Consider the following 23,368-nt stretch of genomic DNA (forward strand, 5'->3'; position numbering starts at 1 on the left):
TGCCGCCGCCTGTGCTGACTGCGCTGACGGTCCGGCTCTCGGCGACGTTGGCTGCGTCGGGGTCGGTATCGTTGGCGAGGACGTTGCCGCTGGCATCGCTGCCCGGGGTGGCGTTGTCGACGCCTCCCGCCTCGACGGCGCTGCCGGTGTCATCCACCGCCACCGGCGCGTCATTGCTGCCATTGATGGTGATCACCAGGGCGGCGATGTCGTGCAGCTCGCCAAGGTCCGTGACCCGGTAGCTGAAGGTCTCGGTGAGGGTGTCTCCCTGCCTCAGGGCCTGGACGGCGGCATTGTTGTTGTCAATCACATAGCGATAACTGCCGTCACCCCCCAGGGTCAGGCAGCCATAGAGGCCGACAATCACGGCGCCATTGGCGCTGGTGCTGCCGGTGGGCACATCCACTATCTGGCTGAGGTTGGTATCCGGCCCCAGCGCGGCCTTGCTGACCGTCTTGCCGTCTCCCCCATCGATGTCGGTGTCGTTGGTGAGCACATTGCCGATGGCGTCCGTGCCTGCCTGGCCAACCCCTTGCTCGATGGCGCTGCCCGCATCATCGCTGGCCACGGGGGCATCATTGGCCCCCTGGATGGTGATGACGAGACTGGCGCTGCTGCTGGCGCCGGCGATATCGAGCAGCTGGTAATCGAACCGCTCGGTCAGGGTGTCGCCGCTCAGGCGCAATGCCTCGACATCCGGGTTGCCGTTGTCGACCACATAGCGGTAACCCCCTCCCGCCAGCAAATAAAGGGTGCCGTACTGACCCTCCACCGTGACCGGGATATCGGCGGAGTTCGGGGTGGCCTGGTTGCCGGTGGCCTGGCTGGTGACCAGGCCCAGGTGCAGAGCGTCGCCATTGGTGGCGATATCCACGTCCGTGTCATTGCCGATCAAGTTGCCCTGGGGATCATTGCCCGGCAGGTTGTTGGCCGTGCCGCCCGCCTCGACGGCGATGGCGCCGTCGTTGTTGGCGATGGGAGCATCGTTGACCGGGTTGATGGTGATGAGGATGCTGGTGGTGGCGGTCAGGGCATCCTCGGCGTTGCCGGGGATCCCGTCGCCATCGAGCTTGTCCCCGAACTGGCCGTTGTCATTGACCAGGACCGAGAGGGTGTCGCTGCCGTTGTAGTCCTGATTGCCCCGATAGCTGAGGGTCAGCAGGGCGGCATTGAGGGCGGCCAGGTTGCCGGTCAGTACCAGCTGGGCGCCGCCATTATTGGTGACGACACTCAGGCCAGTCGCATTGCCCAGAGAAAGCACCCCATGACCCACTGTCAGGGTGAGGGTCAGGGCGCCGCTGCCCGCGTCTATGTCGGCGACCGAGAGGCCGATGATGTTGAGATCCAGATCCTCATCCACGCTCTGGCTCGGACTGGTATTGCCCAGGGTGGGGGCGTCGTTGAGTTCCACATAGCCGATGTTGGCCCCCTCCTCGTACTGACCGGCATCTATCCCCGATTCGGTGAGCTCCATGGTGATCTGGCCCAGTGCCCCGCCATCGCTGTCGATGCGTACCTGCAAGGTGCCGGCCCCTGCATCCGTGATGGTGCTGCCCGCCGGGCCATCGAGGCGATAGACGCCGGAGGGCAGAATGCCGAAGGAGAAGCGGCCATCGCCATCCGTGGTGGTGGTGAAGCTCTCGTTATCCCCCGTGGTGGCCAGATCCCCATCCACGCCCCCCCAGACCAGGGTCACCGTCTGGCCCGCCAGGCCAGGGCCATCCGGGCTGGTGCTGCTGGTGGCGCTGGCGGTGTCGTTCCACAGGGTACCGCTGATGACCCCGAGCCCGGCCGCGCTGGTGAGCACATAGTTGTTGAGCGTATTGCCGGCGCCATCCTGGCCGGTGCGCTCGCCGCCTATCTCGCCATCCGCGCCGACGCTGGAGCCACCCCAGGTGGTGAAATCTTCCGGCAGGCTGGACCAGGTCAGGGTGGCATCCGTGCCGGCGAGGGTGGCGCCATTGGGCAGGTCCACGCTGTAGGTGAGGCTCACTTTGGCGCCCACATCCAGCTGGGAGAAATCGACCGCGAAGCTGCTGCCCTGGGTAACGATGACGCTGACGCCGGGCGGCAGGCCAAAGTTGTTGCCGCTGTCACCGCTGTCATAGGTATAAGTGATGCCGTCCTGCACTATGGTCAGGCTGGTCAGCGCATAGTTGCTGCCCCCGGGAAAACCGTCGGTCAGGCGCGGTTCGAAGGCGATGATGCCCCCGGTTTGCTGGAAGTCGATTTGCACCAGGGCCGTGCCCGTGTCGCTGCTGACGCCCCTGGGGTCGAAATCGATGACCGTCTTGTCAAGGCCTCCCAGACCGGGTTCTATGACGCTCTGAAAGACGGTGGTGCTGGTGCCACGCTGACTGAGGAAGGAGGGGTTGACCCCGACATAGTCTTTGGCGATGACCCCGAGCTGGGTACCCGCCTGGTTGCTCAGGACGTTGTCAACCCGCACGTTGAATTCGATGGCGATCCCTTCAAGGTCACTGTCCGAGTCCAGGTTGCTGATATCGCCCAGGCGGAAGATGATGGTCTGATTGCCATCCGCATCGGTCACTATCTCGATCTGACCGGCGTCCAGCATGCCTTGCAGCTCGCTGGCCAGGGTAGGGGAGATGGCCTGGGCTTCGCTGCTGCTGCCATTGCCAATCACATCGGCGTTGGTGATAGCGCTGCCGTCCAGGCTGCTGCTGAGCCCCCCGCCATTGGAGATGAAGGCCAGACGTACCTGATCCTTGTCGAGGAAACTGAGTCCCTTGGGCAGGCTTATGCGCAGTTCATAGTTGTCGTTGTTCCCCTCCGGGATCAGGGCGACCACCTTGTAGCGGATGATCTCGCCCACGGTGACTTGTTCGATACTGGCATCCGTGGCGCCGCCACCGGTCTCGGCCACGCCGCCCACCCGGGAGATGAGAATTCCGCTGGCGATGGGGATGACCCTTTGGGAAACGGCTCTGTAGTCGTTGAGGACATTGTCAATCAGGAGGCCATCGGCACCGGTGCGCTCACCGGCCGGATCGGCCCCGGTGCCGCCAGTGCCATTGAGGCTGGTCCACTGCACCTCGGCCTGGTTGGTCAGCTGGGCGAAGTTGGTGGCACTGGCATTGATCAGGCCGCTTATCACCAGGGTCAGCTGCTTGCCCACCCCTATGTCCAGATTGGCATCGGCCTTGCTTTGCAACTGACCCGCCACTATCTCGAACTGGCTGCTGACATCCATGCCGTCATAGATGACCGACACCAGGTTGTAGTTGCTGAGCTGGCTGGGCAGCAGATCGCTCAGGCGGATATCGAAGGCATCCAGGGGGCCGTTGTTGCTGATCACTATGTTGAAGCTGACCGCATCCCCTTCCTCGAAACCATATTGCGGCGGGGGGGTGAGCAGGCTCTGCTCTATGGTGAGCCTGGGTTCCTGGATGACGACATCGGGGGCCGGGGTGGCGGTGACATCGCGCACCAGGGGGCTGCTGCCCGGGAGATCCCCATCGGGATCCTGATAATGCAGGGCGGCGCCATTGCTGAGGGGGGTGCCATTCTGGTTGCTCATGACGTTGTCGGCGACCAGACGCAGCCGTATGGTGAAGCTGTTGTTGCCCGCGTCGTTGTCGGCATCGGCGCTGCTGACACTGAAGCTGAAGCGGGCATCCACTCCGTCACTGCCCAGGGTGCCCCCCAGACCGGCGAGCAGGGGAGTGCTGATGGTGCCAGCGAATCCTGTGGTGATGAGCTCATACCCCAGACCGCCGTTGTAGCCGGTATCGAGCCTGAACCCCGGGGGGATCAGGTCGTCTATGTTGAGCTGCTGGGTGCTCCCCTCCGGCAGGGTCACCACTATGTCGTACCCCATGCTCTCGCCGACCACCAGGTTGGTCCCGGAAGTGTGCCCCGCACTGGAGGCATTGGTGGCATCGCCGCCGGTGAAGTCGATGCTGATGGTGGGGGCGGCGACCTGCTGGCCTGCGTTGTCAGTGAGGTCCGTGGGGGTGAAGTCCTGGCCGTTGTCGACGCTGGCATAGTGGCTGAGCACGGCACTGGTTTCCAGGGTGCTGCTGGCCTGGATGGCGTCGGCCACCACCACTTCGTAGCTGATGACGATGAGGTTGCTGCCCGCCGCGTCGGCGGAGCTGCCATCCCGCCCCGCCAGCAGGGTGGCGACCCCCCCCGCATCGAGGAAGCTGATGGTGTTGCCGCTCACCTGATAGTCGGTGCCCAGCACCAGCGGGGTACCGTCGCCGCGATAGAGCTGCAGGTTGGCCGCCGCCAGGGAGCCGTTCAGGAAGGAGAGGCCGGCCGGCAGGTTGATGCTGGTGACCACATCGAAGGCGCCGCCACCGCCCCGGTTCTCGATGGCGGTAGCCAGGCGCAGGGTATCGCCACCGTCTATGTCGCTGACATTCCCATCGACCGCCCCTATGTCGGTCACGCTGCCGGCGAAGGGAACGCCGCCCGAGCCCGGGGCCGCCCAGCTGCCCGTCGTGCCGCTGACGGTACCATTGCTGGAGGAGACGACCCCGTGGCCGATGGCGAGATCCGGTTCGGCGACGGAGGTGATGACGGTGACGTCCGAGCTGCTGAGCTGGGTCTTGTTGAGGGTGGTCACCTGGCTAGACTGGGCCAGAACGTCGAGTTCGCGCTGGTCGGCGAAGGGTTGATCCCCGACGGTCAGGGTGAATTCCACCTCGATACGGCTGCCATTGAGGTCGCTGGTGGCATAGCTGCCAAAGTCGAAGATGAGGGCGTTGCCGGGCCCCGTGGTGACGCTGACGAGGGGGCCCAGATTGGTATCACCGCTGCCAAAATGCCACTGGCCGACCCCGGTGCCCTCGCTCCAGTTGATGCCGCTGAGGTCAAACAGCGGCAGGGGCAGGTAGGCGGTCAGCTTGAACTGTTCATAGTCGCCGGTCACCAGATCGTAACTGAGCCGGAAGGTAACCTCGTCGCCGGGGCGCAGTTCGACCGTGCCGGGGGGAGGGTTGCCATTGACCTCGGCCAGGTCGATGACCACCTGGCTGGTGGGGATCTGGCTGCTGGTCTGGGAACCGTCGGAGACCTCGCCACCGGTCAGGTTGATGTTGCTCTCCACTATGGTGGCGGTGACGGTGGCGCTGTTGCCAAAGCCGTCCCCCTCGTTGATCTCGCTCTGGGGATTGCCGCTTGGCGGTGTGTAGCTCTGGCCGATGAGGGCGCTGTAGCTCAGCACGGCCAGGGTGGCCCCCTGCAGGTCGTCATCGAAGGCGAGATCGCCCGCCAGCCAGCTGGCCAGGGGGAAGGCGGCGGCCAGGGAGGCGCCGATGTCGAAGCGGATGCTGACGCTGCCATCGCCATTGACCGTGGAGGTGTAGATCAGGTTGATGGTCTCGCTGGCACCATTGCGCATCAGGGTCAGGGTCGGAGTGCCGGTCAGGGTCTGGCCGTCGCTCAGGGTATCCGTCACCACAAACTGGCCCTCGCCGAAGAGGTTCTGGCCGAAGGCAAAGTAGTCAGACAGTGTCATGTTGACGCTGTAGTCCAGGGTATCTCCCGGGCTGATGCCCGCCTTGCCGCCATCGATGCCGAGGGTAACCTCCTTGTGCAGGGCGATGGCCCGGGCGGTAAAGCTGACCGTCTCCCCCTGGCCGGCAAAGTCTATGCTGGTGTCCGGCGCCGTGAGGTCTCTGGGATCCAGGGGTACCCACTCGCCACTGGCGGTCGGTGCGTCTATCACTATCTGCACAGGGGCGCCACTGTTGGGGTCGATGACCTGATCGCCATTGGCATCGACGTCGGGTACGTAGAACTGGACCCGGGTGTCGGTGGCCGCACTCAGCTGGCTGTACTCGACGGTGAAGGCGCTGATGAAGAGGCTGTCGCTGTTGATGGCGGCCTGGATCAGGGCGTCATTGGTGATGACTCGGCCATCGGAGAGGGTAACGGAGGTGAGTGTGCCATTGGCACCCGGGATGATGGCAGTGACCTGGATGCCCGCCGGCAGTGTCTGGCTGATGCTCACATTGGTCAGGGACTGGCCCTCGGCCGGGATGGCGGTCAGGGTCAGGGTATGGCCGTAGTTGGGGCCGGTGGCCGTCTCGCCCTCCACCATATCCAGGGTCTGTTCGAAGCTGATGACGGTCGGGCGCACCGCCAGGCTGTGAATGGCGCTCTCGATCAGGCTGGGGTCGTCCTGGGGATTGTTGAGGGCGTCATTGCCGAACTGGAAGCCGCTGCGGGTGCCTATGGTCAGGACTGGTGCCCCATTGGAGAAGCTGGTGTCGGCCAGGTTGCTCAGGCGCGCCGTGACCTGGATGGGGATGTCGGGCTGGCCCTGGCTCATGCTGCCGAAGGGGATCTCGAGGACGATCAGGGTGTCCCCCGCCCTGAGTCCGACATCCGCCGCCCGTATGATGAGCGGACTGCCATTGCTGTCCACCGCCAGGGGGTGGGTCGCATTGCCGGCGGAATCGAAGGTGATCTGATGAAACTTCAGGGTCTGATCCAGGTAGGTGGCCTTGACGAAGCTGATGCCGTCGTCGCCATCCTTGCCGGTACTGGGCAGATAGAGATCCACATAGGGGGCATAACCGACCTGGCTGGCGCCGTTGCGAAAGTTGACGGTGAAGTCGAAGGTGTCGCCGAGCAGCACGTCCATGCTGCTCTGACTCAGGCTGGTCTCGGGGCTGGCGTTGGCGAGCAGGCTGTCGAAGCCTTGCACGGCTTCTCGGCTGAGGGCCAGGGGCTGATCGATGAGGCCGCTCTTCACCTCCAGATCCCAGTCGCCCCCCTTGCTGGCGGCGCCAGTGTCATCGCTGGAGGCCGCCACGTCGGCACCGGTCCAGCTGGCCAGGGCGCTGACCAGGGCCTGTCCCGCGTCGCCGGCGCCGACCCGGCAACCGTAGAGCTGGATATCCGCCTGGTCGCTCAAGTGATTCTGCCAGCTCTGGAGCTGCTGGCCGACGCTGGCCAGGGTCTGTGCGTTGAAGGTGCTGTCCCCCAGGGTGAACTGGCCGGCGGCGCCGTGGGAGAGGATCTGGATGGCATCGACCTGCCCCAGCTCGGCCAGTCTGGCGCCGATGGCACTCATGGCATCCGTGTTGCCGTCGATGAACAGCAGACTGACATTGGGAGATAGCTTGTCGGTCAGCTGGCTGGCCTGTTCGATGCGGGCATCGATGACCAGCAGCTGGCGGGGCGGGGTCGTCTGCAGCGGCTCGGCGTGCTCGGGCGCCGTCTGGGGGGCGTCCTGACTATCCTGGGTCTGGTGATCGACGGCCACCGCGGCCGCGCCATCAAACAGTATCCTGGGCTCCAGGGCCAGCATCTGCTGGTGGGGCCTGAGAATGGAGGATGAGAATTGCTTGGCCATGACTATCGCTTCCGTGCGGCAGAGAATGGCTCTAGTTATGTCACATAAAAGGCATCTTTACCATGTTCCATCTGGCGTGAGCCCGCAGGGCGTATCGACCTAACCCCTTGGTTTAATGTCATAAGTTCTGCATGTTTGGTCATTGGGGCAGTATCAACTGAAATCTGGCCCCGCCCAGAGGTGACTCATCCACCCGTATGTCGCCGCCATAGCTGTGGACTATCTCAGTGACCACCGCCAGGCCGATGCCCTGACCCGGCGAAGTATCGGCGCGCACCCCGCGTTGAAAGATCTGCTGGGACTTGCTGGGATCTATGCCGGGGCCGTCGTCTTCCACCTCGATCAGCAGGCCATTGCCCTGATGACGCACCTGGACCCGGATCTCGCTGATGGCGAACTTGCAGGCGTTGTCGAGCAGGTTGCCCATCAGCTCCATCAGATCCCCCTGTTCCCCATGGAAGAAGACGTCATCGTCAAACAGGAAGCGGGTCTGCAACTTCTTGTGGCGATAGACTTTGGCGAGGCTGGCCAGCAGCTTCTCGATGAGGGGCACGGGTTCGGTGCCCTTGCCCGCGAGGCGCTTGCGCCCGGTCACGGCCCGGCGCAGCTGATACTGGATCATCTGATCCATGGTCAGGATCTGTTCGTTGATGTTGTCGTGCAGCTCCCGCCCCATGGCGACATCCTGTGTCGTCATCTGGATCAGCGCCAACCGGGTTTTCAGGCTGTGGGCCAGATCGTTCAAGGCGTGCTGGTAGCGCTGGGTCTGCTGGCGCTCGTTCTCCAGCAACTGGTTGACCGAGCCGGTCAGGGGGGTCAGCTCGCGCTCATAGTCCTGGGAGAGGGCATCGCGCTTGCCCGCCCGGATCTCGTCGATCTGGCGTGCCATGGTGCGCAGGGAGGAGAGGCTCCAGAAGCTGGTGAGCAGCAGGAGGGCGCCGAGCAGGGCATAGGCGAGCAGAGCCAGCCGGATGCACTGATAGAGATAGTCCTGCATCTTCTGCAGGTAGCCCTTGGCAGAATCTATCATCACCACGTAGTAGGTGACGGGGCCCTGGCCCATGTTGCGCATGAACCTCAGGCTGTAGATGAAATAGCTGTCGCCGCTCTCTATGGTGATCTGCCTGAAGACGTAGTCGTGGTCCATCTTGCCGAGGTAGTTCATCAGATCCGGGCACAGGGTGGGCTTGGCCTCGATCACCTCGGGCTTGTGCAGGCTGGACCAGCTCATCTGGCCGTCGGCGCGGCAGATCAGGGTGTCGAGGGCGGGGTCGACCGCCGTGGTGCTGAGGTCATCGAACCCGGACTGACCGGGCCGGTTGGGGAGCTTGGAGGAGAACAGCTTGGAGAGGTTCTCCTGCATCTGGGTGCTGGTCTCCTTGGCGAGCTCCTCCTGCTTGGCCAGATAGAGGGCGTAGACGGAGAAGGCCAGGATGAGGGCGATGACCAGCATGGTGCTCAGCATCAGCTTGCTCAGCAGCGAGCGGCGAATGAACGTCATGGGGCTCCCTCCATGGGGGCGGGGCAAGGGATCTCTCTCCCGGGTCAGCTGCAGGAGAGGTTGAAGATGTAGCCCTGGCGGCGGATGGTGGAGATGGGCTGTATGGTCCCCTGTGGATCCAGTTTCTTGCGCAGCCGGCTCACCATGACCTCTATGGTGTTGGGGTCTCCTTCGCCGTCGCCATAGAGCTGGTCGAGCAACTGCTGCTTGGAGACCACCTGGCGGGCGTTGCGCATCAGATACTCGAGGATCAGGTATTCAAAGCTGGTCAGCACCACCACCTCATCGGCAATGGTCAGCTCCTTGCGCGACAGATCCAGCACATACTCCCCGGCCTGCACCCTGGGGGAGATGAAGCCGGCGCTGCGTCGAACCAGGGCGTTGAGACGGGCCAGCAGCTCGTCTTTCTGGAACGGTTTGACCAGATAGTCATCGGCGCCCGCTTCCAGTCCCTCGACCTTGTCCTGCCAGTTGCCACGGGCGGTCAGCACTATGATGGGGAAGGCAATCTGCCGCTCTCGCAACTGCCTGATGAGCTGCAGACCATCCATGTCCGGCAGGCCGAGATCTATGATGGCCACGTCTATGGGATAATCCTCGGCATAGTGCAGCGCCACCTGGGCGCTGTCGGTGCCATGCACCTGATTCTGCGCCTCGCCGAGCAGGGTGGTGAGATGATGGTTGAGCAGCTTGTCGTCTTCGACCAACAGAATTTTCATAATATGTTCGTGCATGAGATACGAGACGCCAATTAGAGGGGTTTCAGCCAGGAGAGTCAATTCGATGCTAGCCGATCGGCCCTGTATTGGGACTGAATCGGCACTGATTCTGGACTGGATGACGGGGCTGGAAGGGGGGGGGATCCCGATCCGCCAGAGCGCCATGTGATGGCCCGGGCCCCGCCATCGGGTGCGTCAATGCACGCTGAACGATCAATCAGGCATTGATCCGGCCCGGATTTTCCCCTCTCCCCGCTTTCCTCCGTGAGGCAGGGCGTTATGATAGCCATCCGGTGACCCATGTTCAGGCAAGAGGCTATCCGTTTGCATGGTCAATGGGCGAACTATTCAACCTCTGAAACAGGTCATCAATAAAAGCGATACGGGGTGATGATAGTGCACGAAATATTTTCATGACATGCGAGTGGAATATGTTGCCAGACAGATATTTTCATTCAATGCACTGTGTTTATGTCGATGGGTTTTTATTCTCTCATGGCAATCGAGGTCTTGTTGGCGCTAATGGAGGCATGATTGAATCATTGCATCGTTTTTACCGGTGGGCCAGGGTCAGGAAAAACAACGACGCTGGATTATTTGAAGGCACTCGGTTACCGGTGTGCGGATGAAGTTGGCCGCAAGGTAATCCTGCAACAAGGGGCGATAAATGGTCGCGCGTTGCCCTGGATGGATAAAACCGCCTTTCGCGATGAGATGGTACGAGAAGAGCTGGAGGCTTTCAGTCACCATCAAGGCAGCCAGGGTCTGGTGTTCTTTGATAGGGGCATTATCGACTCCTATGCCTATTCTCGACTCGAAGGGCTGCCGATACCCAGTGCATTGCTGACAACATGCCATCTTGTCAGATACCACACTGATGTGTTTATTTTCCCACCTTGGGAGGCCATTTACGCCAATGATACGGAACGCAAACAGAGTTATGCCGAAGCGGTTGATACTTACCTGGAGATGATCTCTGCATATCAGATGTTTGGTTATTCTTTAATTGAAGTGCCAAAGGCATCAGTGTCTGAACGCGCGGGATTTATTTTACAGTCACTGGCGGCCAGAACATAGTGGCTACGTTAGCCGGTATCATACCGATGAACCATGGCATTACCGTTTAAAAATATCGTGGTGCGCTAAGACAGGAATTAATAGATGGAGGCTGAATGCGGGAAAGTCTGAAGAGAAAGTTCATTGACGTGTGTGACAAAAAGATTGCCAGCAAGGGACCTGAGGTGGGTCTGTCATTCTATGCTTTTTTCGCAAACAAGAATGATGATCCTGAGTTGCTCATGGAGGCGGCCACCTGGTGGATCATGACGCACAGGCTCGATCACTTTGAGAAAGCCACCAAGATAAAGGCGCTGGTCGGCTCAGGCTCATAGCACCCATGCTCAGCCATGCCGAAGCGTGTCTGAAGTAGGGTCCAGCCAGCTTGTCAAAGGCGGTACCACCATTGGGATTGATTGGCTGCCGGGGGCGTCCCGGATGTCATCAAGCTCTTCTTGCACTGCCAGACCCGGCTGCTGGATACCTGCAAGGAGCTATATCCGCACGCCTTCCACCATCAGGGAAACAGGGCAATCACTGCCCCCCTGGCCAGCATCCCTCGATGCCTTGGCGCTGCGCGGCCAGCCTGCAACATCTGCCCCTGCTCGGTGCCTGAGGTCGCCCCGAAACGAGAGAGGGACGAGGCTGGCTGCTCCTCCCTCTCGATGCCTGAGCCTATGGCTGGCTATTGCTGTCATTGAGCTGGCTGTCACGGCCCAGTTCATCGGCGAAGATCAACCAGGTGGTGATGAAGAGTGCGGCAATGATGGGCCCCAGCACAAAGCCATTGATCCCAAATACGATGATCCCTCCCAGGGTGGAGAGCAGGATCAGATAATCCGGCATCTTGGTGTCCCTGCCTACCAGGATGGGTCTGAGTATGTTGTCGACCAGGCCGATCACTAAGGCGCCAAAGAGGGTCAGTATGACCGCATCCACCAGGTTGCCGGACGCGAACAGATAGACGGCGACCGGCCCCCAGATAAGGCCAGCCCCGACGACGGGGATCATGGATAGCAGCGTCATGACCACGCCCCATATTATCGGGCCCTGGATGCCCAGGACCGCAAAGATGATCCCGCCCAGCAGCCCCTGCAAGATGGCGACGGCAAAATTCCCCTTCATGGTGGCCCTGGCCACTTCGGAAAACTTGGCAAGCATCAGCCTTTCCCGGCGATTGCCCAGGGGGAGGGCATGAATGATCTTCTCAACCAGATGCTGGCCATCTCTGATCATGAAGAAGGCGACATACAGCATGATGCAGATATCGAGTATCAAGCTGAATGCCCCTTGCCCCACGCTGAAGGCGTGCTGCGCTATATAGCGGGTAATAAACACCGCCGCATTGGTCAAATGATTCCTGACCTCGCCATAATCTATCCCGAGGGAACTCATGATGTCGTGCAGCGCGGGAAAAGATGTCTTGATGGTGTCCAGATATTCACCAAAATTAATCTTTCCCGCCTGCATGGTTTGATAAAGACCATTGATCTCTTTCATGAAGGACCAACCAAGGAAGAGGACGGGCACTATCAGCACCACCACGCACAGCAATAGGGTCAGCAGTGATGCCCCGTTTTTCCCCAGCTTGAATTGATGCCGGATCTTCTCATTGATGGGCAGAAAGAGCACGCCAATCATGCAGGCCCAGAAAATAGCAGAGAAAAATGGCATCAGCATCCAGACGAAAAAGCCACTGATGATGGCCAGGGCAAGCATGAAGGATCTATTTTCCAATGATGCAATCATGGTTCAGTCTCCTGATTATTGCAGGCTGAAGACAAGCAGCAGTACGCCGAGTGCCAGGCGATAAAGGACAAATGGCAGCATCCCCATGCGCTCTATTATTTTCAAGAAATAATGAATGCAGGCATAGGCGGCGACAAAGCTGACGATAATACCAATCAATAATTCACCCATGTCTATGTCGGCAGGACTCGTCATCAATTGCCAGCCCAGATACAGACCGGCGAGGGTGATGATGGGAATGGACAGCAGAAAGGAGAAGGTCGCGGCCGTCCGGCGATCGAAACCCAGCAAGAGCGCCATTGTCATCGTGATGCCGGAGCGGGAGGTGCCAGGGATCAGGGCGATGGCCTGTGCCAGGCCAATTTTCAATGCATCCCTGACCCTGATGTCCTTCATCTCCCTGGCCAGAGCGGACTTGCGGTCCGCATACCAGAGCAACAGGCCAAAGAGGAGGGTGCTGATGGATATCACCAGGGTCGAGCGTGCACTGCCTTCAATGATCCCTTTGCCGACAAGGCCCATGACGGCCGCTGGTATGGTAGCCAGGATCAACAGCCAGGCGAGACGGCCCTGCTCCGTGCGCTGGCCGCGCAATGAGCGCCACCAACCCTGGATGAGGGCGCCGACATCGCGCCGAAAATAGATGACGACCGCAGACAGGGTGCCGACATGGACGGCGACATCAAACGCCAGGCCCTGATCCTGCCAGCCGAAGATCCTGGAGGGTAATATCAAGTGCGCAGAGCTGGAGATGGGCAGGAACTCTGTCAATCCCTGGATCAAGGCCAGGAAGACGGATTGAAAAATGTCCATCAGATAACAAACCTCTATTTTTAGGGCCGAATCTATCACCCTTGTCTTATTGATGCCAAGGCAACTTTTATTTGAAATACGCGGTGTTGTTCATGTGATATTCACATAGTGCTTTGTGCAATGACGGTACCAATATCTTTTCCCATTGAACAAAATGGAATAAACAGACTTGATTTTGATAAGTGATTGAAAGCAAATTGTTTTTTAACTATTTCCCTGCCGAGATATTCGTTGCATCTGTCCCTTGAATGTCGCTAGAATCTGGTTTATTCAAACCACACAGAGGTCCGTTCCCGTTTCATGAGTTTACTTATAGCATTCGCTGTATTGTCTATTGGTGTTTCCTTTCTATGTTCCATCCTGGAGGCAGCCCTCCTCTCGATTACCCCCAGTTATATAGCCCAACTGAAGCTGTCCAATCCCAGGCTTTACGAGCGCATGCGCCTGCTGAAAGACAAGATAGATCAGCCATTGGCTGCGATTTTGACCCTTAATACGGTTGCTCATACCGTTGGTGCCACAGGTGTCGGCGCGCAGATAACCATTGTCTTTGGCGATGGTTATCTGGGGATGGCATCTGCTGTGATGACAGTGTTGATCCTCGTGTTGTCAGAGATAATGCCAAAATCCATTGGTGCTCGCCATTGGCGTGCATTGGCGCCGATATTGCCTGGATTGTTGAATGGCATGATTTTCTTGCTCAAGCCGTTTATTTGGATTTCCGATCAGGTGATGAAATTGTTCGGTGCTCATACCCCGGAACATGACATACGGCAGGAGATCAAGGCACTTGCGATGCTTGGTCGTGAGATGAACAAGCTCGATGAGGATGAGCAGCGCACGATTGCCAATATTCTGGATCTTCATGAAACCAGTGTGCGAGATATTATGACGCCCCGTACCGTGTGCCAGATTGTCAGCCCGGATATGACGGTGGCTGATTTTGCCAATCATGCGCATGCCAATCGTTTTTCTCGCTACCCTGTCATTGATAAGGATGAAAATCCATTAGGATTGGTATTTCGCTATGACGTGATCAACGCAGACCATACAGAGACGGTATCCAGCCTTGTCAAGCCGGTTACCATAGTGACGGACAAGGTGAATGTTGAAAGTGTCATGAGCCAGTTCATGCAAGAGAGGCAGCATATGTTTCTTGTGTATGACGAGTACGGTACCTGGCTGGGCTTGGTGACGATGGAAGATGTTATCGAGACCATCATTGGCAAACCCATCATGGATGAGACGGATGAAATCCCCAATATGAGGCGCTTTGCCAAGCGTCGCTGGCAACACAGAATGAAGCATATCAACGAGGATTAATGGGGATTGACTTCCCCATGACATCTCACCCATTTGTACCATCAGACAGGTTATAGATATTTATTTATGGAACGTATTTTTGAAAAGCTGATGTATTCCTCACGCTGGATCATGGCCCCCATCTATCTCGGCCTGAGCCTGATCCTGCTGGCGTTGGGCATCAAATTTTTCCAGGAAATATTGCATGTCCTGCCCAATATTCTGACGATCCGTGAGGTTGACCTGGTGCTGGTCACCCTGTCGCTGATCGACATCGCCCTGGTGGGCGGGCTCATCGTCATGGTCATGTTTTCGGGTTATGAAAACTTTGTCTCCCGCCTGGATGTGGGGGAGAGCGAGGACAAGCTGGGCTGGCTCGGAAAACTGGATGCAGGCTCCCTCAAGAACAAGGTGGCTGCCTCGATTGTTGCCATCTCATCCATTCATCTGCTGAAGGTGTTCATGAATACCGAGAACATCCCGAATGACAAAATAAAATGGTATCTGCTTATTCATGTCACCTTCGTCCTGTCAGCCTTTGCCATGGGCTATCTGGACAAGATCACCAAGGGCAAATGATGGCGGCGCGCGCACGCCGTCGACAGTGGGGCTGAGCCTGTCTCCCCCTTCGCGAATGCAGCGCCCTTGAGGTCAATAGATGCGCATTGAAAAAGCCAGCCCGTTTTCACGGGCTGGCTTTTTTGCTGGCCCCTGCCGGGCAGGGGGTCAGTAGGGGCGGACTCAGCCGACCAGGCTGGCCCAGAGATCGTACTCGTCCGCCTCGTCGATGCGGACCTTGACCATGTCGCCGGGCTTCAGATCGGTTTCACCGTTCAGGTAGACCAGGCCGTCGATCTCGGGGGCGTCGGCGAAGGAGCGGCCAGTGGCGCCCTCTTCGTCCACCTCGTCGATCAGCACAGTCATCTCCTGACCGACCTTGCGGGCCAGCTTGCGGATGGAGACCTGCTGCTGCAGCTCCATGAAACGCTGGAAGCGCTCCTCCTGCACCTCTTCCGGCACCGGATCCGGCAGCTCGTTGGCCTTGGCGCCCTCGACCGGGCTGTATTTGAAGCAGCCGACCCTGTCCAGCTCCGCCTTGTCGATGAAGTCCAGCAGCATCTGGAACTCTTCCTCGGTCTCGCCGGGGAAGCCGACGATGAAGGTGGAGCGCAATGTGATCTCGGGGCAGATCTCGCGCCACTTCTGGATCCGCTCCAGGGTGCGCTCGACGGAGCCGGGGCGCTTCATCAGTTTCAGGATGCGCGGGCTGGCGTGCTGCAGCGGGATGTCGAGGTAAGGCAGTACCTTGCCGTCGCGCATCAGCGGGATGACGTCATCCACGTGGGGGTAGGGGTAGACGTAGTGCAGGCGCACCCAGATGTCGAGCTTGGCCAGCTCCTCGCACAGGGCCACCATGCTGGTCTTGACCGGCATGCCGTCGTAGAAACCGGTGCGGTGCTTGACGTCGACGCCGTAGGCGGAGGTGTCCTGGGAGATGACCAGGATCTCCTTCACGCCGGCCTCTTTCAGGCGCTTGGCCTCGGCCAGCACCTCGCCGATGGGGCGGCTCACCAGATCCCCGCGCATGGAGGGGATGATGCAGAAGGTGCAGCGGTGGTTGCAGCCTTCGGAAATCTTCAGATAGGCGTAGTGACGGGGGGTCAGCTTGACGCCCTGGGCCGGCACCAGGCTGGTGAAGGGGTTGTGGGTCGGCTTTTCCACGTATTTGTGGACGTGGCCCAGCACCTCTTCATAGGCGTGGGGACCGGTGATCTCGAGCACCTTGGGGTGGATCTCGCGGATCTGGTTCTCTTTGGCGCCCAGGCAGCCGGTGACGATCACCTTGCCGTTTTCGGCCAGGGCTTCGCCGATGGCTTCCAGGGACTCCTGCACCGCGCTGTCGATGAAGCCGCAGGTGTTGACCACCACCAGCTCCGCATCGTCATAGCTGGGCACCACGTCGTACCCTTCGGTACGCAGCTGGGTCAGGATGCGTTCGGAATCGACCAGGTTTTTGGGGCAACCCAAGGAGACGAATCCTACTTTGGGGGCCTGTTTTGTGTTGGACATCGCTCAATCACTCTTAGGTGGCTCTCTTATAAGGGCGCGGATTTTACCGGAATGGCTAACCAAAAACTATACAGCGGGCGCACCTGCGCAGAACAAACTTTGTGGTGGGGCCAGCGTGACGACCTGGCGCGTCCCTCGGGTCGGCACCATGAGCCCGGGCTTTTCCGGTTTCAGTCAAATCTGCTACTGTGACCCAGGGCTTATCACGGGTGATGGAGAGCAAGATGAAGATTCGACTCCTGGTCATGACAACGGCACTGGCATTGGCCTCGACCCCAACGCTGGCGGATTGGGCCAAGGTGAAGGAGGCTGCCGCCGAGCTCGGCAGCGCGGTGAGCGAAACCAGCAAGGAGGCGTGGCAAGACGTCACGGATTTCTCCAAGCAGACCTGGGACTCCGTCTCCCGGTGGGGAGAGGAGACCTTCAATACCGCCGGGGAGTGGACCGACAAGAGCGTGACGACCGGCAAGGCGTGGCTGGAGACCGCCGACAAGAAGCTCGATACCATGCTCGAACCCAAGACGCCGGCCGAGGCGAGAACCGCCCTCGATACCATGGCCGACACCGCCCTGGTGCGGCTGTTCAACGAGCAGCCCTCTGCCAAGTTGTTGTTTGACCAGGCTTATGGCTATGCGGTGTTTGACTCGCGCAAGTTCTCCCTGATGATCCACACCAATCAGGGATCCGGGGTAGCGGTCAACCGTCAGGACGATAGCCGTACCTATATGAAGATGTTTGGCGCCGGCCTGGCCGCCGGGCTGGGGGGCAAGTTCTACCAGCAGGTGATCCTGTTCGAGGACAAGGCCAGGTTCGATGCCTTCGTCAATCAGGGCTGGGAGGCCACCTCCGAGGTGGGGGCCGTGGCGGGCAGCGAGAGCGCCGAGCTGACGGCCAAATACAATGGTGGCATGGCCATCTATCAGATCGGCGAGAAGGGGCTGCTGCTCGATGCCAATATCTCCGGCTCCAAGTACTGGCTCGATGACGATCTGAACAAGGAGTAACCGCCCGGGCTTTGCGGGAAATTTTTCTTGTATCATATTGAAATGCGGTCTGTTTAAATGACGCGACTCGCAGTAGAAGAGGGCCTTGCGCCCTCTTTTTCATGGGCGGGGTCGACAAGACAAGGAGAGCAAGATGGCACAGGAACCCGCATCGACCGGACGGGATGCCACCTCGGGACAGCAGACAGAGTGGGACAGGCAGAGCATCTACCTGCGCCTGCAGGAGGGAAGCCCCACCGTCTTCTGGGTCCGGGGAGAAGAAGCCGTTCCCCTCCAGCCCCGCCCCGATCTGTTTGACCATGAAGGGGGTTTTGGCTGGGGCCGGGAGAGTGACGACTGCATGGCCCTGGCGGTCGCCATCGTCGCCAGACTGGTGGAGATGGGGTTGGTGGACCCGGCGCAACAGGATGCCAAGGGCCGCTATCTCCACCATGAGGTGCTGGCCAAGCTGCCCGCCGACGAACCCAGGGATCTGCACCTCAGCTATCTGAGGCTGCTGCTGGGCTAGATCCCCGCCCATGCCGGCGATGGCCGTGGGGCCGGGGCGACCCCTCTGCTCGCCCTGCCTGGCGCCCATCTGAGACTGGTTGACGCCCTCATCACTCCTGGTTGGCACCTTATTTGCTTAAGTGATGCCAGCGTCAATGATTTGTCTGGGGAAGGATGATGGAAATAAGTGCAAGCAGCCTGATGCAAGAGATGCAGGCCCTCAAGGTTGAAGCGGGGATCCCGGCCATCAGCCAGCCGGCCGGTCAGGTCAGCTCGGATTTTGGCCAGCTGCTGCAGCAGGCCCTCGGCCACGTCAACGGCCTGCAGGGGAATGCCAACGATCTGCGCACCCGGCTCGACATGGGCGACAAGTCGGTGGATCTCTCCGATGTGATGATCGCCGGCCAGAAAGCCTCCATTGCCTTCGAGGCAACGGTGCAGGTGCGCAACAAGATGGTCGATGCCTACAAGACCATCATGAACATGCCGGTATAAGGGTGCGCATGCCGCGACCCGACCAGAAGATAAGGACCTGACCTGTGGCGAACGAACAAAATGGCGACCTGCTGATCAATCACGAGGGGACCAGCGCCCTCGATGAGCATGAACAGAAGAGTTCCGCTCTGGGGTTCCTCTCCAACAGCGATGTGCTGCGTCAGATCACCCTGATCCTGGGGCTGGCCATCTGCCTGGCTATCGCCGTCTTCATCCTGTTGTGGGGTAAGGAGCCGGAGATGCGGCCTCTTGGCACCTACAACACCGAAGAGCTGGTCGCGACCCTAGATTACCTGGATCAGCAGAAGATCCCTTATCAGGTCGAGGGCCGGAGCGTACTGGTCAGCGCCGAGAATTACGGCGACATCCGCTTGCGCCTGACCCGGGCCGGGCTCGGCACCAGCAGCGTCAGCAGCAATGACGGTGAATCCATCCTGCTCAAGGACTCCAGCTTCGGGGTCAGCCAGCGCATGGAGGCGGAACGCCTCAAGCTCAGCCGCGAGCGTCAGCTGGCGAGCGCCATCGAACAGTTCCAGAACGTGGGCAAGGCCCAGGTGCTGCTGGCCATTCCCAAGGACAATGTGTTTGCCCGCAACGAGCGCAAGCCCAGTGCCACCGTGGTGCTGACCCTCAAGGGCAGCGCCCTGGGACAGGGGGAGGTGGACTCCATCGTCGACATGGTCGCCTCCGCGGTCCACGGCCTGGAGCCGACCCGGGTGACGGTCACGGATCAGAGCGGCCGTCTGCTCAACTCCGGCTCCCAGGATCCCGTCTCCGCCCAGACCCGCAAAGAATTTGCCATGCAGCAGAAGCAGGAGCTGGAATACAAGCAGAAGATAGACGCCATCCTGATCCCCGTGCTCGGCATGGACAACTACACCGCCGAGGTGGATCTCGCCCTGGACTTCTCCCAGCAGGAGCAGACCCGCAAAACCTATAACCCCGACCTGCCCGCGGTGCGCTCCGAGATGACCCTGGAGGAGAACAGTGCCAGCGGCGCCAATGGCGGCGTGCCCGGCGCCCTCTCCAACCAGCCTCCCGCCGCGTCCGGTATTCCGGAGAAGGCGGAAGGGGGCGAGGGCAGCACCAGCGCCGGCCGCTCCCGCAAGGAGGCGACCCGCAACTATGAGCTGGACACCACGGTCAGCCACACCCGTCGTCAGATGGGGGGCATTCGCCGCATGACGGTGTCGGTGGCGGTGGATTACAAGTCGGTGACCGGCGCCGATGGCGCCGTCAGCCGCGAGCCGCGCAGCCAGGCCGAGATAGACACCTTGCGCCGCCTCATCAGTGGCGGCCTGGGATTTGACGTGACCCGGGGCGACAGCCTGGAGGTGGTCGCCATCCCGTTCAACCGCCCCGAGCTGGACGTGATGCCGGACCTGCCCATCTACGAGCAACCCTGGTTCTGGCGCGCGGTGCGCATCGCCGCCTCCGTGCTGGTCATCATAGTGCTCATTGTCACCGTGGTGCGACCCATGCTCAAGCGCCTGCTCTACCCGGATGTCAAACCCGAGAGCGAGCTGGATCTGGACAACAGCATAGTGCTGGGTGGCGACGACGAACTGAGTCTGCTGGCGGCCCAGGCCGAGGCCGAGCCCATCTTCGGGGTGCGCGACGGTCATCTGAAACTGCCGGATCTCCATCGGGACGAAGACCTGCTCAAGGCAGTGCGTGCCCTGGTGGCGAACGAACCGGACTTGGCCGCTCAGGTCATTAAAGAATGGGTAACCAAAGATGCCTGAAGAGAATAAGAACCAAGTGACCGGCAACGACATCAGCGACGGTCAGCGCCAGATCCTCGACCAGATGTCGGGGATTGAGATGGCCGCCGTGCTGATGCTCAGCCTCAACGAGGAGGATGCCGCCCAGATCTTCCGCCACCTCGAACCCAAGCAGGTGCAGCGGCTCGGCATGTCCATGGCCTCCATGTCGGATTTCAGCCACGACAGGGTGGCGGCGGTGCATCGTCAATTTATCGACGACATCCAGAAGTACACCAACATCGGCATCGGCAGCGAAGACTTCGTGCGCAAGGCCCTGGTGGCGGCGCTCGGGGAAGACAAGGCCAGCAACCTGGTGGATCAGATCATCCTGGGGTCAGGCGCCCGGGGTCTGGACTCCCTCAAGTGGATGGATGCCCGCCAGGTGGCCAGCATCATCCAGAACGAACACCCCCAGATCCAGACCATAGTGCTCTCCTATCTGGAGCCGGAGCAGTCCGCCGAGATCCTGAGCCAGTTCCCGGAGCAGGTGCGCCTGGATCTGGTGATGCGCATCGCCAACCTGGAAGAGGTGCAACCGGCGGCACTGCAAGAGCTCAACGACATCATGGAGAAGCAGTTCGCCGGCGCCGCCGGTGCCCAGGCGGCCAAGATGGGCGGCCTGAAGGCGGCGGCCAACATCATGAACTACCTGGACACCAACGTCGAAGGCCAGCTGATGGATGCCATCCGCGACTCCGACGAGGATATGAGCCAGCAGATCCAGGACCTGATGTTCGTGTTCGAGAACCTGATCGACGTGGACGATCGGGGCATCCAGACCCTGCTGCGGGAGGTGCCGGGGGATCTGCTGCAACGGGCCCTCAAGGGCTCGGACGACCAGATGCGCGAGAAGATTTTCAAGAACATGTCCAAGCGGGCCGCCGAGATGCTGGCGGACGATCTGGAGGCCATGGGCCCGATCCGCGTCTCCGAGGTGGAGGCTGCCCAGAAGGAGATCCTCTCCACCGCCCGCCGTCTGGCGGATGCCGGCGAGATCATGCTGGGGGCCGGTGGCGGCGAGGAGTTCCTCTAAGCCTGTGTCCACAAGCGGGATTGGCCTGCGCCGAGGCCAGGCGGGGATGGGGTGACGACGGCGTGATGCAGAGATCGCCCGTCCCGATGAAGGGTGTCAGATGGGAGTGCCTCTAGAGCATGAATGACAAGAACAGCAAGCTGCGCGGCTACATGCGGCCGGATACGGCGGGCACCCAGATCGAGACCTGGGGCTGGCCGGAGATGGAGGTGGCCGCCGAGGTCGAGACCAATGCCCTTGGCCTGACGCCGGACTGGTATCGCCAGGAGGAGGAGACGGTGCCCGAAGAGCCGGCGCCCGAGCCCGCCCCCAGCCTCACCGCCGAGGAGCTGGAGGCGATCCGCCAGGCCGCCTGGGAGGAGGGCATGGCCGAGGGCCAGGCCGCCGGTTTTGCCAAGGGGCTGGAGGAGGGCAAGCTCGAGGGCCTCAAGCAGGGTCACGAGGCGGGCATGGCCCAGGGCAAGGAGGAGGGGCTGGCTCTGGGCCGCGAGCAGGTGGAGCAGGAGCAGGCCCACTGGCGCCTGCTCGCCTCCCGCCTGGCCGAGCCCCTGGCCGAGCTGGATACCGGGGTGGAGCAGCAGCTCATCGCCCTGGTGATGCAGCTGGCCCGGGCCCTGATCAAGCAGGAGGCGGTGACCTCGCCGGCCCTGCTGCTGGGCGCCCTCAAGGAGGGATTGGCCCTGCTGCCCGCCGCGCGCCAGGGGGTTACCCTCTCCCTGCACCCGGACGACATCCAGCGGGTGGTGGCGGCCTTTGGCGAGGAGGAGTGCGAGCGGCGCCAGTGGCGCTTCGAGAGCGATCCCACCCTGCTGCCCGGCGATCTTCAGCTTGCCACCGAACTCTCCAGCGTGGATCTGACCCTCTCGGGGCGCATCGACCAGCTGCTGCGCAACTTCCTGCGGGAAAACCAGCACGACTAGCCTGGGCCCCTTCATGAGGATCGAGTGATGAGCAACAGCCTTTCCCAACGACTGCAACGATATCGGGTCGGCGAGATCGCCCCCAAGACCCCGGTCGCCGGAAAGTTGACGCGGGTGGTGGGCCTGACCCTGGAAGCGGTGGGGTGCCGCGCCGCCATTGGCGCCCTGTGCCGCATCGACACCCAGGATGGCACCCTGGAGGCGGAGGTGGTCGGCTTCTCCGGCGATCGCCTCTACCTGATGCCGAGCGAACAGCTCAAGGGGGTCATTCCCGGCGCCCGTGTGGTGCCGGTCACCGAGGAGCATGGCATCCCGGTGGGCATGAATCTGCTCGGCCGGGTCATCGACGGCATAGGCCAGCCCCTGGACGGCCTGGGCCCCATCCTCGCCGCCCAGACGGTGCAATTTGCCCAGACCCGCATCAACCCCCTGGCCCGTCGCCCCATTCACAGGCCGATGGACGTGGGGGTGCGCGCCATCAATGCGGTGCTCACCGTGGGCCAGGGCCAGCGCATGGGGCTGTTCGCCGGCTCCGGGGTCGGCAAGTCGGTCTTGCTTGGCATGATGACCCGGGGCTCGGTGGCGGACGTGGTGGTGGTCGGCCTCATCGGCGAGCGGGGCCGGGAGGTGAAGGAGTTCATCGAGGAGATCCTCGGCGCCGAGGGGCGCGAGCGCGCCGTGGTGGTGGCCGCCCCGGCGGATGCCTCCCCCCTGATGCGGCTCAAGGGATGCGAGACGGCGCTGGCCATCGCCGAGTATTTCCGGGATCAGGGGCTCAACGTGCTGCTGCTGATGGACTCTCTCACCCGTTATGCCCAGGCCCAGCGGGAGATCGCCCTGGCGGTGGGCGAGCCCCCCGCCACCAAGGGCTACCCGCCTTCGGTGTTTGCCAAATTACCGGCGCTGGTGGAGCGGGCCGGCAACGGCAACGACGGCCAGGGCTCCATCACCGCCTTTTTCACCGTGCTGACCGAGGGGGACGATCTGCAAGACCCCATCGCCGATGCCGCCCGGGCCATCCTGGATGGCCACATAGTGCTGTCGCGGGAACTCGCCGATTCGGGTCACTACCCGGCCATCGACATCGAGAAATCCATCAGCCGGGTCATGCCTCAGGT

At 61.1% G+C, this 23,368-nt stretch carries 17 protein-coding genes; 11 read left to right on the plus strand and 6 right to left on the minus strand.

The features are described 5' to 3' along the window. From BN1119_RS11115 to BN1119_RS11125, 3 genes are all read right to left on the minus strand, one after another. Nucleotides 1–7,333 (minus strand): DUF4347 domain-containing protein (locus BN1119_RS11115; RefSeq protein WP_052448056.1); only part of this gene is annotated, 7,333 nt, incomplete at its 3' end. Nucleotides 7,334–7,472: 139 nt separating this feature from the next. Further along, nucleotides 7,473–8,834: an ATP-binding protein gene (locus BN1119_RS11120; protein ID WP_041997788.1), complete on the minus strand. Its 1,362-nt coding sequence runs from the start codon at nt 8,832–8,834 to the stop codon at nt 7,473–7,475. Nucleotides 8,835–8,878: 44 nt separating this feature from the next. Next, nucleotides 8,879–9,553, minus strand: a complete 675-nt coding sequence (locus BN1119_RS11125) for a response regulator transcription factor (RefSeq protein ID WP_041997790.1) — start codon at nt 9,551–9,553, stop codon at nt 8,879–8,881. A 534-nt stretch (nt 9,554–10,087) separates the two neighbouring features. Here BN1119_RS11125 and BN1119_RS11130 point away from each other — a divergent pair. Together BN1119_RS11130 and BN1119_RS11135 are read left to right on the plus strand one after the other, a co-directional pair. Continuing rightward, nucleotides 10,088–10,630 carry an AAA family ATPase gene (locus BN1119_RS11130; RefSeq protein ID WP_041997792.1) on the plus strand — a complete coding sequence of 181 codons (543 nt, stop codon included), beginning with the start codon at nt 10,088–10,090 and terminating at the stop codon, nt 10,628–10,630. A 95-nt stretch (nt 10,631–10,725) separates the two neighbouring features. Then, the gene (locus tag BN1119_RS11135) at nt 10,726–10,944 is read left to right on the plus strand and encodes a DUF6500 family protein (protein WP_041997794.1); all 219 of its coding nucleotides are present in this window, start codon (nt 10,726–10,728) and stop codon (nt 10,942–10,944) included. A 340-nt stretch (nt 10,945–11,284) separates the two neighbouring features. On the opposite strand, the gene BN1119_RS11140 is transcribed toward BN1119_RS11135, so the two are convergent. Both BN1119_RS11140 and BN1119_RS11145 read right to left on the minus strand, forming a co-directional pair. Then, nucleotides 11,285–12,328: an AI-2E family transporter gene (locus BN1119_RS11140; protein ID WP_244463727.1), complete on the minus strand. Its 1,044-nt coding sequence runs from the start codon at nt 12,326–12,328 to the stop codon at nt 11,285–11,287. A gap of 45 nt (nt 12,329–12,373) precedes the next feature. Continuing rightward, entirely contained in the window at nt 12,374–13,171 is a 798-nt protein-coding gene (locus tag BN1119_RS11145) for an undecaprenyl-diphosphate phosphatase (RefSeq protein ID WP_041997799.1), read from the minus strand. A 300-nt stretch (nt 13,172–13,471) separates the two neighbouring features. Between BN1119_RS11145 and BN1119_RS11150 the strand changes: the two genes are divergently transcribed. After that, complete coding sequence (locus BN1119_RS11150; protein WP_041997801.1) at nt 13,472–14,494, plus strand: CNNM domain-containing protein; 1,023 nt, start codon at nt 13,472–13,474, stop codon at nt 14,492–14,494. Nucleotides 14,495–14,527: 33 nt separating this feature from the next. Then, nucleotides 14,528–15,052 (plus strand): TIGR00645 family protein, encoded by a 525-nt coding sequence (locus BN1119_RS11155; RefSeq protein ID WP_244463728.1) that lies wholly within the window; start codon nt 14,528–14,530, stop codon nt 15,050–15,052. 162 nt (nt 15,053–15,214) lie between these two features. Here BN1119_RS11155 and rimO read toward each other — a convergent pair whose 3' ends face one another. After that, on the minus strand, nt 15,215–16,543 hold the full coding sequence (rimO, locus tag BN1119_RS11160; RefSeq protein WP_041997805.1) for a 30S ribosomal protein S12 methylthiotransferase RimO: 1,329 nt from the start codon (nt 16,541–16,543) through the stop codon (nt 15,215–15,217). A 224-nt stretch (nt 16,544–16,767) separates the two neighbouring features. On the opposite strand from rimO, the gene befA reads away from it, so the two are divergent. The 7 genes from befA to BN1119_RS11195 form a co-directional block, all read left to right on the plus strand. Continuing rightward, complete coding sequence (befA, locus tag BN1119_RS11165) at nt 16,768–17,547, plus strand: beta cell expansion factor BefA (RefSeq protein ID WP_041997807.1); 780 nt, start codon at nt 16,768–16,770, stop codon at nt 17,545–17,547. Between the two features lie 133 nt (nt 17,548–17,680). Then, complete coding sequence (locus BN1119_RS11170) at nt 17,681–18,055, plus strand: hypothetical protein (RefSeq protein WP_041997809.1); 375 nt, start codon at nt 17,681–17,683, stop codon at nt 18,053–18,055. 158 nt (nt 18,056–18,213) lie between these two features. After that, on the plus strand, nt 18,214–18,531 hold the full coding sequence (gene fliE, locus BN1119_RS11175) for a flagellar hook-basal body complex protein FliE (RefSeq protein WP_041997821.1): 318 nt from the start codon (nt 18,214–18,216) through the stop codon (nt 18,529–18,531). 44 nt (nt 18,532–18,575) lie between these two features. Continuing rightward, a complete protein-coding gene (gene fliF, locus BN1119_RS11180) occupies nt 18,576–20,276 on the plus strand; it encodes a flagellar basal-body MS-ring/collar protein FliF (protein WP_041997811.1) in 1,701 nt (566 codons plus the stop codon). After that, on the plus strand, nt 20,269–21,330 hold the full coding sequence (gene fliG / locus BN1119_RS11185; RefSeq protein ID WP_041997813.1) for a flagellar motor switch protein FliG: 1,062 nt from the start codon (nt 20,269–20,271) through the stop codon (nt 21,328–21,330). Before fliF ends, fliG begins: the two co-directional genes overlap by 8 nt. 119 nt (nt 21,331–21,449) lie before the next feature. Continuing rightward, on the plus strand, nt 21,450–22,250 hold the full coding sequence (gene fliH, locus BN1119_RS11190) for a flagellar assembly protein FliH (protein ID WP_041997815.1): 801 nt from the start codon (nt 21,450–21,452) through the stop codon (nt 22,248–22,250). A gap of 27 nt (nt 22,251–22,277) precedes the next feature. Beyond that, a partial coding sequence (locus tag BN1119_RS11195; protein WP_041997817.1) for a FliI/YscN family ATPase occupies nt 22,278–23,368 on the plus strand: 1,091 nt, incomplete at its 3' end.

The sequence above is a fragment of the Aeromonas bivalvium genome (assembly GCF_000819765.1).
GTDB lineage: Bacteria > Pseudomonadota > Gammaproteobacteria > Enterobacterales > Aeromonadaceae > Aeromonas > Aeromonas bivalvium.

Coding starts and splice junctions, on each gene's coding strand:
- BN1119_RS11120 (WP_041997788.1), bottom strand. CDS start 8,834: ATGACGTTCATTCGCCGCTCGCTGCTGAGCAAGCTGATGCTGAGCACC.
- BN1119_RS11125 (WP_041997790.1), bottom strand. CDS start 9,553: ATGAAAATTCTGTTGGTCGAAGACGACAAGCTGCTCAACCATCATCTC.
- BN1119_RS11135 (WP_041997794.1), top strand. CDS start 10,726: ATGCGGGAAAGTCTGAAGAGAAAGTTCATTGACGTGTGTGACAAAAAG.
- BN1119_RS11140 (WP_244463727.1), bottom strand. CDS start 12,328: ATGCTTGCCCTGGCCATCATCAGTGGCTTTTTCGTCTGGATGCTGATG.
- BN1119_RS11145 (WP_041997799.1), bottom strand. CDS start 13,171: ATGGACATTTTTCAATCCGTCTTCCTGGCCTTGATCCAGGGATTGACA.
- BN1119_RS11150 (WP_041997801.1), top strand. CDS start 13,472: ATGAGTTTACTTATAGCATTCGCTGTATTGTCTATTGGTGTTTCCTTT.
- rimO (WP_041997805.1), bottom strand. CDS start 16,543: ATGTCCAACACAAAACAGGCCCCCAAAGTAGGATTCGTCTCCTTGGGT.
- befA (WP_041997807.1), top strand. CDS start 16,768: ATGAAGATTCGACTCCTGGTCATGACAACGGCACTGGCATTGGCCTCG.
- BN1119_RS11170 (WP_041997809.1), top strand. CDS start 17,681: ATGGCACAGGAACCCGCATCGACCGGACGGGATGCCACCTCGGGACAG.
- fliE (WP_041997821.1), top strand. CDS start 18,214: ATGGAAATAAGTGCAAGCAGCCTGATGCAAGAGATGCAGGCCCTCAAG.
- fliG (WP_041997813.1), top strand. CDS start 20,269: ATGCCTGAAGAGAATAAGAACCAAGTGACCGGCAACGACATCAGCGAC.
- fliH (WP_041997815.1), top strand. CDS start 21,450: ATGAATGACAAGAACAGCAAGCTGCGCGGCTACATGCGGCCGGATACG.